The organism is Pseudomonas massiliensis, from assembly GCF_000826105.1.
In the GTDB taxonomy this organism is placed as follows: domain Bacteria; phylum Pseudomonadota; class Gammaproteobacteria; order Pseudomonadales; family Pseudomonadaceae; genus Aquipseudomonas; species Aquipseudomonas massiliensis.
Map to the genome: position 1 here is coordinate 637,266 of NZ_CCYK01000007.1, position 13,482 is coordinate 650,747.

At 64.4% G+C, this 13,482-nt stretch carries 13 protein-coding genes; 6 read left to right on the top strand and 7 right to left on the bottom strand.

The genetic code is table 11. The annotated features are described in order from the left end of the window. Window positions 1-83: 83 nt before the first annotated feature. Genes BN1188_RS13770 through BN1188_RS13785 form a run of 4 tightly spaced genes read left to right on the top strand, consistent with a single transcriptional unit; the run spans window position 84 to window position 4,390 of the window. Window positions 84-764, top strand: a complete 681-nt coding sequence (locus BN1188_RS13770; protein WP_040262028.1) for a methylamine utilization protein — start codon at window positions 84-86, stop codon at window positions 762-764. Next, on the top strand, window positions 748-3,105 hold the full coding sequence (locus BN1188_RS13775) for a putative bifunctional diguanylate cyclase/phosphodiesterase (protein WP_040262029.1): 2,358 nt from the start codon (window positions 748-750) through the stop codon (window positions 3,103-3,105). Before BN1188_RS13770 ends, BN1188_RS13775 begins: the two co-directional genes overlap by 17 nt. Then, window positions 3,102-3,968: a DUF3034 family protein gene (locus BN1188_RS13780; protein ID WP_040262030.1), complete on the top strand. Its 867-nt coding sequence runs from the start codon at window positions 3,102-3,104 to the stop codon at window positions 3,966-3,968. Before BN1188_RS13775 ends, BN1188_RS13780 begins: the two co-directional genes overlap by 4 nt. After that, the gene (locus tag BN1188_RS13785; protein WP_040262031.1) at window positions 3,968-4,390 is read left to right on the top strand and encodes a group I truncated hemoglobin; all 423 of its coding nucleotides are present in this window, start codon (window positions 3,968-3,970) and stop codon (window positions 4,388-4,390) included. The genes BN1188_RS13780 and BN1188_RS13785 overlap by 1 nt, the downstream gene beginning before the upstream one ends. A gap of 9 nt (window positions 4,391-4,399) precedes the next feature. On the opposite strand, the gene BN1188_RS13790 is transcribed toward BN1188_RS13785, so the two are convergent. The 4 genes from BN1188_RS13790 to BN1188_RS22095 form a co-directional block, all read right to left on the bottom strand. After that, complete coding sequence (locus BN1188_RS13790) at window positions 4,400-5,578, bottom strand: cystathionine gamma-synthase (protein ID WP_040262032.1); 1,179 nt, start codon at window positions 5,576-5,578, stop codon at window positions 4,400-4,402. Further along, window positions 5,575-6,951 (bottom strand): pyridoxal-phosphate dependent enzyme, encoded by a 1,377-nt coding sequence (locus tag BN1188_RS13795; RefSeq protein ID WP_040262033.1) that lies wholly within the window; start codon window positions 6,949-6,951, stop codon window positions 5,575-5,577. The genes BN1188_RS13790 and BN1188_RS13795 overlap by 4 nt, the downstream gene beginning before the upstream one ends. A 134-nt stretch (window positions 6,952-7,085) precedes the next feature. Continuing rightward, window positions 7,086-8,453, bottom strand: coding sequence for an outer membrane protein assembly factor BamB family protein (locus tag BN1188_RS13800; RefSeq protein ID WP_269745229.1), 1,368 nt, complete (start codon window positions 8,451-8,453; stop codon window positions 7,086-7,088). Next, window positions 8,360-9,703, bottom strand: a complete 1,344-nt coding sequence (locus tag BN1188_RS22095) for a hypothetical protein (protein WP_269745222.1) — start codon at window positions 9,701-9,703, stop codon at window positions 8,360-8,362. Before BN1188_RS22095 ends, BN1188_RS13800 begins: the two co-directional genes overlap by 94 nt. On the opposite strand from BN1188_RS22095, the gene BN1188_RS21610 reads away from it, so the two are divergent. Then, window positions 9,696-9,929: a hypothetical protein gene (locus BN1188_RS21610; protein ID WP_148485255.1), complete on the top strand. Its 234-nt coding sequence runs from the start codon at window positions 9,696-9,698 to the stop codon at window positions 9,927-9,929. The two genes, BN1188_RS22095 and BN1188_RS21610, sit on opposite strands and share 8 nt — an antisense overlap. A gap of 62 nt (window positions 9,930-9,991) precedes the next feature. On the opposite strand, the gene BN1188_RS13805 is transcribed toward BN1188_RS21610, so the two are convergent. Continuing rightward, a complete protein-coding gene (locus BN1188_RS13805) occupies window positions 9,992-11,356 on the bottom strand; it encodes a carbohydrate porin (protein ID WP_040262034.1) in 1,365 nt (454 codons plus the stop codon). A 145-nt stretch (window positions 11,357-11,501) separates the two neighbouring features. On the opposite strand from BN1188_RS13805, the gene BN1188_RS13810 reads away from it, so the two are divergent. Further along, entirely contained in the window at window positions 11,502-12,170 is a 669-nt protein-coding gene (locus BN1188_RS13810; RefSeq protein WP_040262035.1) for a Pr6Pr family membrane protein, read from the top strand. On the opposite strand, the gene BN1188_RS13815 is transcribed toward BN1188_RS13810, so the two are convergent. Together BN1188_RS13815 and BN1188_RS13820 are read right to left on the bottom strand one after the other, a co-directional pair. Continuing rightward, on the bottom strand, window positions 12,124-12,900 hold the full coding sequence (locus BN1188_RS13815; protein ID WP_040262036.1) for a siderophore-interacting protein: 777 nt from the start codon (window positions 12,898-12,900) through the stop codon (window positions 12,124-12,126). The two genes, BN1188_RS13810 and BN1188_RS13815, sit on opposite strands and share 47 nt — an antisense overlap. A 3-nt stretch (window positions 12,901-12,903) precedes the next feature. Beyond that, a complete protein-coding gene (locus BN1188_RS13820; RefSeq protein ID WP_040262037.1) occupies window positions 12,904-13,440 on the bottom strand; it encodes a PadR family transcriptional regulator in 537 nt (178 codons plus the stop codon). Window positions 13,441-13,482 lie beyond the last annotated feature (42 nt).

Here is a 13,482-nt window from a genome sequence, read left to right on the forward strand (position 1 = left end):
GGAAAGCACCTTCGAGCCCGTGGGCCAGGGTAATCCTCCAACCTGCGTTGCCTTGTTTACGCCTTCGAACGAGAACCGGGGCTATGTTTTCATTCTTTCGCGCTGTCGCCGTTTTCGCCGTTGCTGGCTGGCTGGCCCAGACAGCCCAGGCCACGGAACTGCAATTGAGCGTCAGTGACGCCCAGGGCGCCCCTCTGGCCGATGCCGTGGTCACCCTGGCTGGGCCGGCCGGGCCCGCGCGGCCAGTGGTCACGACTCGCATGGACCAGAAGGGCAAAATGTTCCTGCCCCATGTCCTGGCCGTTCGCACAGGCACAGCCGTGACCTTCCCCAACAGCGATGACATTCGTCACCAGGTTTACTCCTTCTCCCAGAGCAAGCGCTTCGAGCTACGCCTGTATGAAGGCACGCCCACCGCGCCAGTGGTGTTCGATCGGCCCGGAGTAGTGGTGCTCGGTTGCAACATCCATGACTGGATGCTCGGCTACATCTATGTAACCGCCGACCCCCGGTTCGGGGTGACCGATGCCCAGGGCCATCTGAACCTGACTCAGTTACCAGAGGGAAGCTACAGCCTCACCCTGTGGCACCCTCGCAGTCCGGACCTGCGGCCGCAGGCTGGCGGTAGCCTCGCGTTGGGCCAGGCGCCGGAGCGCAAGGTCCTGACCCTGGCCGTGGACGGGGCCGACGGGCCATCTCCGTCGCCACCGGCCAGCCCTTTCGGCGATGCGTTCCAAAAGGCTCTCCGTGAAAACCAAAAATAGCGTTCAGTTCCGCATCAGCGGCGTGCTGGTGCTGCTGTTGCTGATCGTGATCGCCGCCATCACCCTGGCTGTCAAGTTGGCCACCGCTGAAGCGGTGCGGGCCCAGGCAGCCCAGCAACTGGCCATCGGCGGCCGTGTCTTCGAGCGCCTGCTGGACGTGCATGGCCGTCGGCTGCGCGACAGCGTGCAACTGCTCACCGCCGATTTCGGCTTGCGCGACGCCATCGCCAGCGCGGACCTTGCTACCATTCGCTCGGCCCTGGTCAACCATGGGGCCCGCATCGGCGCCAGCGACGCAGTGCTGCTGGGCCTGGATGGCATTGTCATGGCTAGTACCCAGGCGGCATTCAGCGAAGGCTCTTTCTTTGTCTACGATCAGGCTCTGCGCGAGGCGCGCCGTCGTAACCAGACCATGCTGATCGTGGCCCGGGGCGGTGAGGCAGTGCTCCTGGTAGATGCGCCTGTGCTGGCGCCGCTTCCCATTGCCCGGATGGTGATGGGCTTTGCCATGGACGCCGCCTTCGCCCAGGAGCTGCACGACCTCAGTAACCTGGAGGTGTCGTTCCTGGCGGTGGAAGGCGAGCGGGTCGGCGAGCTGGTGACCACGCAGCCTTCGGCGCTGCGCAAGGACCTTCTGCAGTGGCTGCGGGCCGACTCGCCGCCGGCCCTGGTCAGTGTGCACTGGCATGGTGGCCATAGCTTCCTCGAACAGCGCCTGAACCTGGCCAACGGCGGCCGAGGGGAGCAGGTCATCGCCTTGCTGCAAAGCCCTTTGGACGATGCCATGCACGCCTTCGCGCCTCTGGACCAGAACATTTTCCTGATCGCCCTGGGCGCCTTGCTGGCGTCCCTGCTGGGCGCGCTGCTGCTGGCCCGTACCATCTCGCGGCCGGTCCGAACCCTGGCCGCCGCCGCTGAGCGTATCGGCCAAGGGGATTATGAGGTTCGAGTCGAGCTGCGGCGCAGCGACGAGTTCGGCACCCTGGCCAGCGCGATCAACATGATGCAAGCCGGCATTGCCGAGCGTGAGCAGCGCCTGGCGCATAACGCGCTGCACGATCACCTCACCGGCTTGCCCAACCGGGCCCTGGCCATGGAGCGCCTGCGCGGCGCAATCGCCGCCGAGCGTCCCGCGGCCGTGCTGAGCCTGAGCCTGGACAACCTGGCAACGCTGCGCGGCGATGGTGGCGCGGCCTTTGCCGAAGCCTTGCTGCGTAGCATCGGCCCGGCCCTGGAAACGGAGTTGCGCGCCGGCGATACCCTGGCGCACTTGATTGGCGGTGAGTATCTGCTGATCCTCGATGGGCTGAGCGCGCAACTGGCAGTGGCCATGGCCGACCGCCTCCAGCAGGCCTTGCAGAGCACCCGTCGCCTGGACGGCCATGACTATAGCCTGGACGCCAGCATCGGTATCGCGGTGTATCCCGGGAACGGGCAGAGCGCGGAGCTTCTGGTATCACGAGCTGCCATCGCGCGTGATGATGCCGCCGGCCTGCCAGGCCGTTTGCAGCTCTATCAGGACGGGCGCGACCTGGTCCACCAGCGGGAAGTGAGGCTGATCCGCGACCTGCGCAATGCCCCAGGCAATGGTGAGCTGTCGCTTCATTACCAGCCCAAGCTGGATTTGCGCCTTGGCCAGGTGCGCCAGGCCGAGGCACTGTTGCGCTGGCAGCATCCGGAATTGGGCATGGTTTCCCCGGCCGAATTCATCGGCTTGGCCGAACGCACCGGCAGCATCCAAGGGCTCACCCGTTGGGTGATCGCCGAGAGCATTCAGCAGCTGGCCCAGTGGAACGGTCGCGGCCTGCGGATCGAGTTGTCGGTGAACGTCTCGGCCGAGGATCTGTTGGGAACTGACCTGGCCGAGCGGGTGCCGCGGTTGCTGGCGCACTATGGCGTGGCGGCCGACCAGCTGACTTTCGAGATCACCGAAAGCGCGGTGATGCGTGAGCCGGAAGCGGCCCTGGAGGTGCTTCACCGCTTACGAGGCTGCGGCATCAGCCTTTCTGTGGACGACTTCGGGACTGGCTACTCTTCACTAGCGCACCTCAAGCGTCTGCCGGTACAGGAATTGAAGATCGACCAGTCGTTCGTGCGCCACCTGGATGAAACCAGCGAGGATGCCGTGATCGTGCGTTCGACCATTGAAATGAGTCATAACCTGGGTTTGAGCGTGGTGGCCGAAGGGGTCGAATACGAGCGCAGCCTGGACTTGCTCAAACGCTGGCGCTGCGATACGGCCCAGGGTTATCTCATCAGCCGGCCGTTGCCGGCCAATGCCTTCGAAGCCTGGGTACGCCAGGCCGCCTACTCCCCCGTGCCGGAGGCGCTGACGCCATGAAGGCCGCCATCGTGCTGCTAAGCGCGCTGCTCCTGAGCGCGGCGGTTTACGCCCGAGAGGGTGGTACTGATGGGCGCCTCCTCGCCACGGGCGGAGCCAGCAGCCTGGAAGGTGCGGCCGGCGGGGGCATTACCCCGTGGGCAGTGATCGCGGGTTACGGTGAGGCGCAGCAGTGGGGCACTACCTTGTTCACCACCCGGGTACAGTTACCTGACTACCGCTTGGACGCCATGGGCGTGGCAGTGGGCTATGGCAACCGGGTGGAACTGTCCGTGGCGCGCAATCGCTTCGACCTCGGCAGCCTCGTGCCCAGGCTCGGCCTGCCTGAAGACAGCCTCAGCCAGGATGTATTCGGCGCCAAGGTACGCCTGTTTGGCGATTTGATCTATGACCGGTTGCCACAGGTCGCCCTGGGCGTGAATTACAAACGGCAGAAAGACTTCCTCATCCCGAGCCTGGTCGGCGCCCGTCGAGACCACGACACCGAAGCCTACCTGGCCGCCAGTCGGCTCTTTCTCGGCGGGGCCTTCGGTTATAACTTGCTGCTCAACGGCAACCTGCGCTACAGCCGTGCCAATGAACTCGGGCTGCTGGGTTTCGGTGGGGATCGGCGGGATAGCCGCAGCCTGCTCAAGGAAGGCTCGCTGGCGGTGCTGCTCAATCCCCGCTGGGCGGTAGGAATGGAATACCGGGAAAAGCCCGACAACCTGTCCTTCGCCGGGGAAAGCGACTGGGCGGACCTGTTCGTCGGCTGGTTCCCGAGCAAGCGCCTGTCTGTCGTTCTGGCGTACGCTCGCCTCGGAGAAATCGCCACATTGGCTGACCAGAATGGTGCCTATCTGTCCATCCAGGGAGCCTTCTGATGCGTCGGCTTTTCCTGGTCATGGCCGTTGGCCTGCTGATGGCCTGCGCTCAGCGACCACCAGTCGATGACCGGTTGTACCAGGACCTGGGCCAGCAGCCGGGGATCACCCGTATCGTCGAAGCCATGTTGCTCAACGTCGCCCGGGACCCACGCATCGTCCAGCATTTTCGGCAAGTAGACCCTGTGCGATTGCGTGACAAGCTGGTGGAAAAACTCTGCGTCGAGGCGGGCGGCCCTTGCACCTACAGCGGCGACAGCATGGCCGAAGCGCACAAGGGCCAGCGCATTACTCCAAGCGAATTCAACGCACTGGTTGAAGACCTGATCGCCGCCATGGAAAGCCAGGGCGTGCCGGTGCCGGTGCAGAACCGCCTGTTGGCACGCCTGGCCGCGCAAAGAGGCGAGGTCATCGGCCGCTGAAGTCCAGTGTCAGATCCGCGCCAACGCCTGGGCCAGGTCCGCGCGCAGGTCCTCCAGGTCTTCCACGCCAACCGACAGCCGCACCAGGGCATCGCCTATGCCCAGCCGGGCACGGTTTTCCGGTGGGATGCTGGCATGGGTCATGATGGCGGGGTGTTCGATCAGGCTCTCCACGCCACCGAGGCTTTCAGCCAGAGCGAAGAGGCTGACCTGTTCGAGGAAGCGACGCGCTCCGTCCAGGTCAGTGTTCAGGTCCAGGGAAATCATGCCGCCAAAGCCGCGCATTTGCCGTTGCGCCAGTGCATGCTGCGGATGCGAGGGCAGGCCAGGGTAATACACCCGGGCCACTTGCGGCTGCCGCTCCAGCCACTGGGCCAGGGCCAGGGCATTGGTGCAATGGCGCTCCATGCGCAGCGCCAGGGTTTTCACGCCGCGCAGGGTGAGGAAGGCGTCGAAAGGGCCGGCGATGGCGCCCACCGAGTTTTGCAGAAAGCCGAGGCGCTCGGCCAGCTCGGCATTGTCTCCTACCACGGCGATACCGCCGATGACGTCTGAGTGCCCATTGAGGTACTTGGTCGTCGAATGCACTACGATATCGAAGCCCAGCTCCAGGGGCCGTTGAATCCACGGACTGGCGAAGGTGTTGTCCGCCACGCAGATGATGCCTCGGTCACGGCACAGCCGGGCGATGGCCGCCAGGTCGGTCAGGCGCAGCAGGGGGTTGCTCGGGGTTTCCACCCAGACCATGCGAGTGTCGTCGCGCAGCGCGGCCTCGAAGGCCGCCGGGTCGGTCATGTCCACGAAGCTGAAGCGATGCCCGGCGCTACGGCTGCGCACGCGGTCGAACAGGCGGTAGGTGCCGCCGTAAAGGTCGTCGCCGGAAAGGATGTGCGCACCGGCATCCAGCAGCTCCAGCACCGAGGCAATGGCGGCCAGGCCCGAGGCGAAGGCAAAGGCGCGGCTGCCGCCTTCCAGTTCCGCCACGCAGCGTTCCAGCGCCCAACGGGTCGGGTTGTGAGAACGGCCATAGTCCAGGCCCTTGTGCACCCCGGGACTTTCCTGCAGGTAGGTAGAGTTGGCATAGATGGGGGGCATCAGCGCGCCCGTGGTCGGATCTGGCGCTTGCCCCGCGTGGATCACCTGGGTGGCGAAGGCATGCCGGGGGCGTTGCTCGTCGTTATGGCTCATGCAAGGGTTCTCCGTAGATGGTTGAGCAGATCGACCCGGGTGATCAGGCCATGGAAGCCCGCGTCATCGGCAATGATGGCTACCAGGCCCCGGTCCAGTTCATCCTCGAGGGCTGCCAGGCTGGCATCCGGCCGGAGGGTTTCCAGTCGTTGCGTCATTGCGCTGGCCCCGGTGTCGTGGAAATGGCCAGCGTCCTTGTGCACACCCAGCAGGATATCCGATTCGTCGATGACGCCTGCCAGCTGCTTGCCTTCGCGCAGAACCGGCAGTTGCGAGACGTCGGCCAGGCGCATGCGCTGGAAGGCTGTGAGCAGGGTGTCGTCCGGGCTCACGCTGACCACCCGGCCGTCCTCGAAGCGCCGGGCGATCAGGTCGCGCAGGTCGCCATACTGGGTGCGCTTGAGCAGGCCCTGGTCAGTCATCCACTGGTCGTTGTAGACCTTGGATAGATAGCGGGTACCGGTATCGCAGACGAAGCTGACCACCCGCTTGGGTTCAGTCTGGGCGCGGCAATAGCGCAGGGCGGCGGCCAGGAGCGTGCCTGTGGACGACCCGCCCAGGATACCCTCGGCGCGCAGCAACTGGCGGGCGTGGTCGAAGCTTTCTTCGTCGCTGATGGAATAAGCCTGCTTCACGCTGGACAGATCGGCGAACGAGGGGATGAAGTCCTCGCCAATGCCTTCCACCGCCCAGGCGCCAGGGGTGGGCAGCTGGCCGCTGCGGCTGTATTCGGCCATGACCGAGCCCACCGGGTCGGCCAGCACCATTTCCAGGTCCGGTTGCACGCGCTTGAAGTAACGGGTCAAGCCAGTAAGGGTTCCCGCTGACCCCACGCCGACCACGATAGCGTCCAGGTCGTGCTGGGCCTGGGCCCAGATTTCCGGCGCGGTGCCTGATTCATGGGCCAGGGGGTTGGCGGGGTTGTTGAACTGGTCGGCGAAGAACGCACCAGGGATCTGCGCCGCCAGGCCCGCCGCCATGTCCTGGTAGTAGTCGGGGTGGCCCTTGCCTACGTCTGAGCGAGTGATCCGCACCTCGGCCCCCATGGCCCTGAGGTGCAGCACCTTTTCGGTAGACATCTTGTCCGGCACCACCAGCACGACGCGGTAGCCCTTGGCCCGGCCGACCAGCGCCAGGCCCAGGCCGGTATTCCCCGCCGTGGCTTCGACTATGGTGCCGCCAGGGCGCAGCCGGCCCTCCCGTTCAGCGGCATCGATCATCGCCAGGCCGACCCTGTCTTTGATCGAGCCGCCGGGGTTCTGGGATTCAAGCTTGAGAAGCAGGGTGCAGGGCCCAGTATCCAGGCGGGTCACCCGCACCAGGGGTGTATTGCCGATCAGTTCGAGCACAGCCGGGCGGGAATCCGCTGACATGGTGAGCCTCCTCAATAGAGTGGGTACAGCCATCGACAGCGGCGGGGGGTGAAGGTGCGGGTTGCGCCCGCCTTAACGAAGAAACCCCTGCGCAAGGCAGGGGTTCCGGTACAGCGGTTCAGCTCAGCCTGGGATCACTTGGGCAGAGCGTAGGCGATCAGGTAATCACCCATCTTGGTGCCGAAGGAGCCATGGCCGCCGGCCATGATGACCAGGTACTGCTTGCCGTTGGCCTCGTAGGTCATCGGGGTCGCCTGGCCGCCAGCCGGCAGGCGGGCCTGCCACAGCAGGTCGCCATTGGTGACGTTGTAGGCGCGGATGTAGTTGTCCTGAGTGCCGGCGATGAACATCAGGTTACCCGCAGTGGAGATAGGGCCGCCCAGCATGGGCACGCCAATCTTCAGCGGAGGCAGCTGGATGCCCTGCAGGCTGTCGCGGATGGTACCGATACGCTTGCGCCAGACTACTTCGTGGCTCTTCATGTCCACGCCGGCCACGTAGCCCCAGGCCGGTTCCTTGCACGGCAGGCCCAGCGGCGACAGGAAGGCGTTGATTTCCACGCCATAAGGCACGCCATACTGCGGCTGGATGCCCATTTCGGTACCGGTGCCCGCGCCAGTCAGGCCTTCCTTCGGCCACAGCGGGTTGTTCGGGCCACGCGGGATCAGCTTGGACACGAACGGCAGGGCCATGGGGTTCATCAGCGCTACCTGGCGATCCGAGTTGACGGAGATACCACCCCACTCGAATACGCCCAGGTTACCCGGGAATACCAAGGTGCCCTTCTCCGACGGCGGGGTGTACTGGCCGTTGTAGGACAGACGCTTGAAAATCACCCGGCACATCATCTGATCGAACATGGTGGCGCCCCACATGTCCTTGTCCGCCAGGGTCTGGATGGACGTCAGGTTCAGCGCCGAACGTGGCTGGGTAGGGCTGACGCGGTCGCCCGGAGCGGCTTCGCCGGCCGGTACCGGCATCTCGGTGATAGGCACCACTGGCTTGCCGTCGCGGCGGTCGAGCACGAAGAGGTTGCCGGCCTTGGTGGGCACGTAGACGGCGGGTACTTCGCCGGCTTCGGTCTTCACCTGGGCCAGGGTCGGCTGCGACGGTACGTCCATGTCCCACAGGTCGTGGTGGGTGGTCTGGAAGCTCCAGGCCAGCTTACCGGTGGACGCGTTCAGGGCCACGATCGCACTGGCGTAGCGCTCCATCACCGGGGTGCGGTTGCCGCCCCAGATATCCGGCGTCGGGTTGCCGGTAGGGATGTACACCATGTCCGACTTGGCGTCATAGGCCAGCGGCGCCCAGGCGTTCGGCGAGTTGTTGACCAGGGTCTGGCCTTCGCCCGGCCAGGCATTCGGGTCTTCGGCGCCAGTGTCGAAAATCCAGCGCAGCGCACCGGTGTTCACGTCATAGCCGCGGATGGCGCCAGAGGGTTCATGCACGGAGAGGTTGTCGGTGACCGACCCGCCGATGATGATGGTGGTGCCAGTGACCACAGGCGGGGGGGGTGGGTGCAGGCCACCCGGGGAGGGGTACGGGGGCATGTGCTTGAGGTCCAGCTCGCCGTTCTGGGCGAAGTCGCTGCAACGCTGACCGTTGTCGGCATTGATGGCGAACAGGCGCCCGTCGTTGACCGGCAGCAATACCTTGCGTGGGCAGACGGGCTGGGGCGGCGCGACGCCCGGGTGTTCACGTCATAGCCGCGGAGGGCGCCGGAGGGTTCATGCAGGGAGGGGTTGTCGGTGACCGACCCGCCGATGATGATGGTGGTGCCAGTGACCACAGGCGGGGAGGTTGGTTGCAGGCCACCCGGGTAGGTGTACGGGTGCATGTGCTTGAGGTCCAGCTCGCCGTTCTGGGCGAAGTCGCTGCAACGCTGACCGTTGTCGGCATTGATGGCGAACAGGCGCCCGTCGTTGACCGGCAGCAATACCTTGCGTGGGCAGACGGTCTGGGTCGGCGTGACGTTGGCCAGGCTGGCGGCGAATTCCGTGGTGTTGGCCTGATCGTAGTAAGAGACGCCACGGCAGGTCAGGTGCTGGAAGGATGGGTCCGATTGCAGCTTGGGATCGAAGCGCCATTTTTCCTTGCCGGTGGAAGGGTCCAGGGCAACCAGGATCTGGTGAGTAGTGCAGATGAACATGTTGTCGCCCACCTTGATGGGCGTCAGTTCATTGGTGGTTTCGCCAGAGTCTCTATCGGTCTTGCTTTCACCGCTGCGGAAGGTCCAGGCCACTTCCAGATCCTTGACGTTGCCGTCGTTGATCTGGGTCAGGGGCGAGTAGCGGGTGCCAGCCTGGGTACGGCCATAGGCCGGCCAGTCGGCATCGCTCACGCCTTCCACCGGCTGGGCCTGAGCCGGCTGGGTGGCGGCGATGCTACCGTCGAGTTCCTGCGGGTCGTTGAAGATCGAGTAAATCAACACCGCAATGGCGAAGGCCAGGGTCAGCGCGAGGAAACCCCGGCTGCCCTTGGCATTGGGCCCGACACCCCGGGTAGCGGCGGGGATGAGCAGCCAGATTCCCAGCACGCCGAGGATGTCCAGGCGCGGTACCAGGGCCCAGAAGTCGGTGCCCGCTTCCCACAGGCCCCAGATCACCGTGGCCAGCATCAACAGGGCATACAGCCACACGCCCGCGGTGGAGCGGCGCCCCAGCAGACCGGCCACGACCAGCAGCACAACACCGGTGATCAGGTAATACAACGACCCGCCCAGGGTCGCCAACCAGATACCGCCGATGAGCAAGACCAATCCGAATAGCGCCGCGATTACGACGCTGACATTTCTTAAACCTGATCCTTTCGACTCTGTGTTCATCAGCCTTCTCTCTGATAGCCCTGTTGACTTGACTTACTCGAGTTTCTCTTGGTTCCAAAGGAATGGCGAGGCGTTACCCGGCCACATCCCGAAGGGTTACTACGCATGGATCGATTCTCTTTACAACGAACTGGGATTAAATCTTTCGGGTTGAACCGTGAAGAATTTCATTATTCATTCGCCAACTAAGCCGGCTCCGACAGCAAGCCGCGTTGGTCAGAAGGAGGCTATGAACTTCAATCCACCAATCCAGGCATCGTCTACCTCTGTTACACCACCGGGATGGCGAATGTATTGAAGGTTTGGGCGCGCGGTGAGCCAGTTGGTCAGGTGTAGCCCGTAATTGAGCTCGGCGCTGTATTCCGTGCGCTGCACCGGCAGGTAGGCGAGGTCATCGTAGTCCGCCACGCCGTTGGCCAGGTTGGCTGCCTCGGCGTTGTGCCGATAGGCCGGGTTGACGTGAATGCGCGCCAGCGCCAGGCCGATATCGTCGGCTGGGCGGGCATCGAACAAGCCTTTGTAGACCAGGCCGCCTTGCACGTATTGGTCGATGGCGTTGGTTTTCTTGTCGTGCAGGGTGATGTTTCCGAACACGCTCAGGCCGCGGGAGCCGTCGCTGGCCAGACTGGTCAGTTGCTGGCGCGCGCCCAGCCAGAAACCATGCTTGCTGGAAGCGCTTCGATAGGTTTCGCCGCTGAGCGCGGCGGCCTGGTCGTGGCTGTCCTTGTAGACATCAGTGGCATCGGCGCTGCTGTAGTAGTAGCCCACCCGGTACTCGCCCGGGAGGCTGCCTACGCGTGGCGTCCACACCAGCTCCATGGGCATCACCGCGCCCTGGGTGCCGCTACCGCTGAGCTTGAAGCCGTTGCCGTTTTCCAGGTTGCTCGGGTTCTGCTCGAAGGCGCCGATCTGCGCATACAACTCAGGGGTGAGGTTGTATTTGACGCGCAAGGCCCACTGGCTCACCGGCCAGTTGTACCAGATGCTGCCCGCCCAGTTACCCACCTGGGAGCCACAGAAGGCCAGGTTCTGGAAGTCACAGGGGAAGCTGTTGAAGTCTTCGCCCTCGCCGAAGCGACCCGCCTTGATGTCGAGCTTGCCGTCGAGGAAAGTCTGCCGGTACCAGAGCTGGGTCAGACGCCAGATCGAGCCGCGCCCCCAGACTTCCTGGGCCGAGGTGAACCCGCCCACGCGTGGGTCTGTGATACGGTCGTTGGTGATGTTGTCGCCGTTACGGTCCGTGACCGTGACCTGGAAGTCCGCGCCCTGCCAGCCGAGTATCTTTTGCAGGTCCAGGTGAGCGCCCAGAGCCAGCTGGTCACTGTAGCGGGTGACGTGGTCGTGGTCATAGCCGCCATGGAGGTTGGCGCCCGCTTCGCCGACGTAGTCGAGCTTGAAATCATAGCCACGCTCGGCCAGGCCGGAACGGGTACCGTTCCAGTCTCCGAACATCCAGGGCGAATCAGCGTCGAACATGTCCGCGCAAGACGCGGGCATGGCGAACAGGCAGGCCGACAACGCAGTGGCGCTGGCCACCCAAAGCAAGGTACCGCCGTCGCGGCGGGATGTGATAGCAGGCATTTAAGGCAGTCTTTCTAATGGTTATGGCAAGCACGCTGAATGGGTTCAGTCAGCGGGGCGGGGAGGATATAGATATCCGCGCCTGTGGCAAAGCGCCGCGGCAAAGACACAGTCTTGTCCGCTTCGTAACAATGGAGGGGCAGCAATGGTGAGGGGCAGGACGATTGCCGCCACCTTGGCCGTCCTGGGCTGGTTCGCCCTGGCGCTGCAGTTGTGGCTCATCCTTCAGGCACGCTGGGCGATGCAAGCCAGCCTGGTGGGCGCAGCGGTACACTACCTGAGCTACTTCACCGTGCTGAGCAATATCCTGGCGGCCGGTGTTTGCAGCGCTCATGCCTGGCCACGGCCCACCGCGCTGGGGGTGTCGCTGCGTACGCCTTCAGCGGCGGGTTGCGCCTCGGTCAGCATTGCCCTGGTCGCGGTGGCCTATCAGCTATTGCTCAGTCGGCTCTGGGCGCCCGAGGGCCTGCAGTGGCTGGCCAACGCGCTCTTGCACAACCTGCTGCCACCGGCCTTCGTGCTGTTCTGGTGGCATTGCCTGCCCAAGGGGCGGCTGCGTGCGGTACAGGTTGCGCAATGGGCTTGCTACCCGCTGGCTTGGTACGGCTTTACCTTGCTGCGCGGCTGGTCGATAGGGGTATGGCCATACCCCTTCATCGATGCCAGCGAGCTGGGGCTGGCCCGGGCTTCGCTCAACGCGCTGGGCCTGCTGGGTGTGTTCTGCCTCGGCGGGTTGGCCCTGGTGGCGCTGGACCGCTGGCTGGGGCTCAGGCAGGGGTGTCTTCCTCGCGCCGCCAGTAGCCGGCAGCCTTGACCTGTTCTTCGTTGAGCTGGAAGTCCTCCAGCAGCAGCCGTCGCACTCGGCGGGAAAGCCCCGCCTCGGTGGCGATCCAGGCATAGAGCTGGCCGGGCGGCAGGCTCAGGCCCTTGATCACCTGCTCCAGATCCTGTTGTCGGCGGTTCACCCAGATTACTTCGATGCCGGCCCGCTCGAGAAGCGGCTGGCGTTCGGCGTCGTTCTCGATCTCGACCACGGCCAGCACCTGACGGTTGGCCGGCAACTCTTCCAGGCGGCGGCCGATGGCTGGCAGGGCTGTTTCATCGCCAATGAGCAGATAACTGTCGAATACGTCATCGACGATCAGTGAGCTTCGAGGACCGCCGATGTACAGGGTGTCGCCTTCCTTGGCCTGCTCCGCCCAGGTCGAGGCGGGGCCGTCTCCGTGGATCACGAAATCGATATCCAGTTCGCCGGCAGCCAGGTCGATACGGCGTGGGGTGTAGTCGCGCATGGCCGGCTTGGGCCCTTCGCTGTCTTTGCCCAGGACCAGGGTTTGCAAGGCGGCTTCTTCTTCCGGAGTGCGCGGGAACAACAGCTTGATGTGGTCGTCGCTGCCCTGGCTGAGAAAACCGGCCAGCTCCGGGCCGCCCAGGGTGATGCGCCGCATCCGAGGAGTGAGCTCGGTGACCCGAAGCACGTTGAGCTTGCGCCTTTTGATTTCATGCATCACACGGCGTACGGGGGATTCTGGGCCTTTGGTCATGGGTCAGTCCTGTGCAATGGGGCCATCGGCGATGGCGCGGGCGGTAGCGTTGAGCAGGTCACGCACACGCAGGATTTCGGCGTCGCTCCAACGCCCTTGCTGCAGCTGCAAGGCGTGGCGCAGGTTGTTTACCGCTTCCTGGATAGGAGCAGGACGTTCCTGCCCGCGCAGGGCGCGTTTGCTGACGTCGATCCGTGTGCGGATGCCATCCAGGGCTACGCTCTGTTCGCTCAGCCATGAACGACCAGCGTCAGTAGCGTTATAGCGTTTCTTCCCATTTTCAGCGGTGCTGGTGATCAGGTCGCTTTCTTCGAGGAAGGTCAAGGTAGGGTAGATAACCCCCGGGCTAGGGCTGTAGGCCTCATCGAACATGGCTTCGATGCGGCGGATCAGGTCATAGCCATGGCAGGGCTGATCGGCCAGGAGCGACAGCAGCAGCAGCTTGAGATCGCCAGGGGCGAATACTCGGCCGCCTCGGCTGCCACGCTCTCGGCCACGGCCACGCTCGAGGCCGTCGTGGGGGGGAAGTTGGGGTCTCATGTCGTTCTCTCTTTAAGTGCGAGCGAAGACTAAGATATATCT

Coding starts and splice junctions, on each gene's coding strand:
- BN1188_RS13780 (WP_040262030.1), top strand. CDS start 3,102: ATGAAGGCCGCCATCGTGCTGCTAAGCGCGCTGCTCCTGAGCGCGGCG.
- BN1188_RS13805 (WP_040262034.1), bottom strand. CDS start 11,356: ATGCCTGCTATCACATCCCGCCGCGACGGCGGTACCTTGCTTTGGGTG.
- BN1188_RS13770 (WP_040262028.1), top strand. CDS start 84: ATGTTTTCATTCTTTCGCGCTGTCGCCGTTTTCGCCGTTGCTGGCTGG.
- BN1188_RS13815 (WP_040262036.1), bottom strand. CDS start 12,900: ATGACCAAAGGCCCAGAATCCCCCGTACGCCGTGTGATGCATGAAATC.
- BN1188_RS13795 (WP_040262033.1), bottom strand. CDS start 6,951: ATGTCAGCGGATTCCCGCCCGGCTGTGCTCGAACTGATCGGCAATACA.
- BN1188_RS13790 (WP_040262032.1), bottom strand. CDS start 5,578: ATGAGCCATAACGACGAGCAACGCCCCCGGCATGCCTTCGCCACCCAG.
- BN1188_RS21610 (WP_148485255.1), top strand. CDS start 9,696: ATGAGCAAGACCAATCCGAATAGCGCCGCGATTACGACGCTGACATTT.
- BN1188_RS13785 (WP_040262031.1), top strand. CDS start 3,968: ATGCGTCGGCTTTTCCTGGTCATGGCCGTTGGCCTGCTGATGGCCTGC.
- BN1188_RS13810 (WP_040262035.1), top strand. CDS start 11,502: ATGGTGAGGGGCAGGACGATTGCCGCCACCTTGGCCGTCCTGGGCTGG.
- BN1188_RS13820 (WP_040262037.1), bottom strand. CDS start 13,440: ATGAGACCCCAACTTCCCCCCCACGACGGCCTCGAGCGTGGCCGTGGC.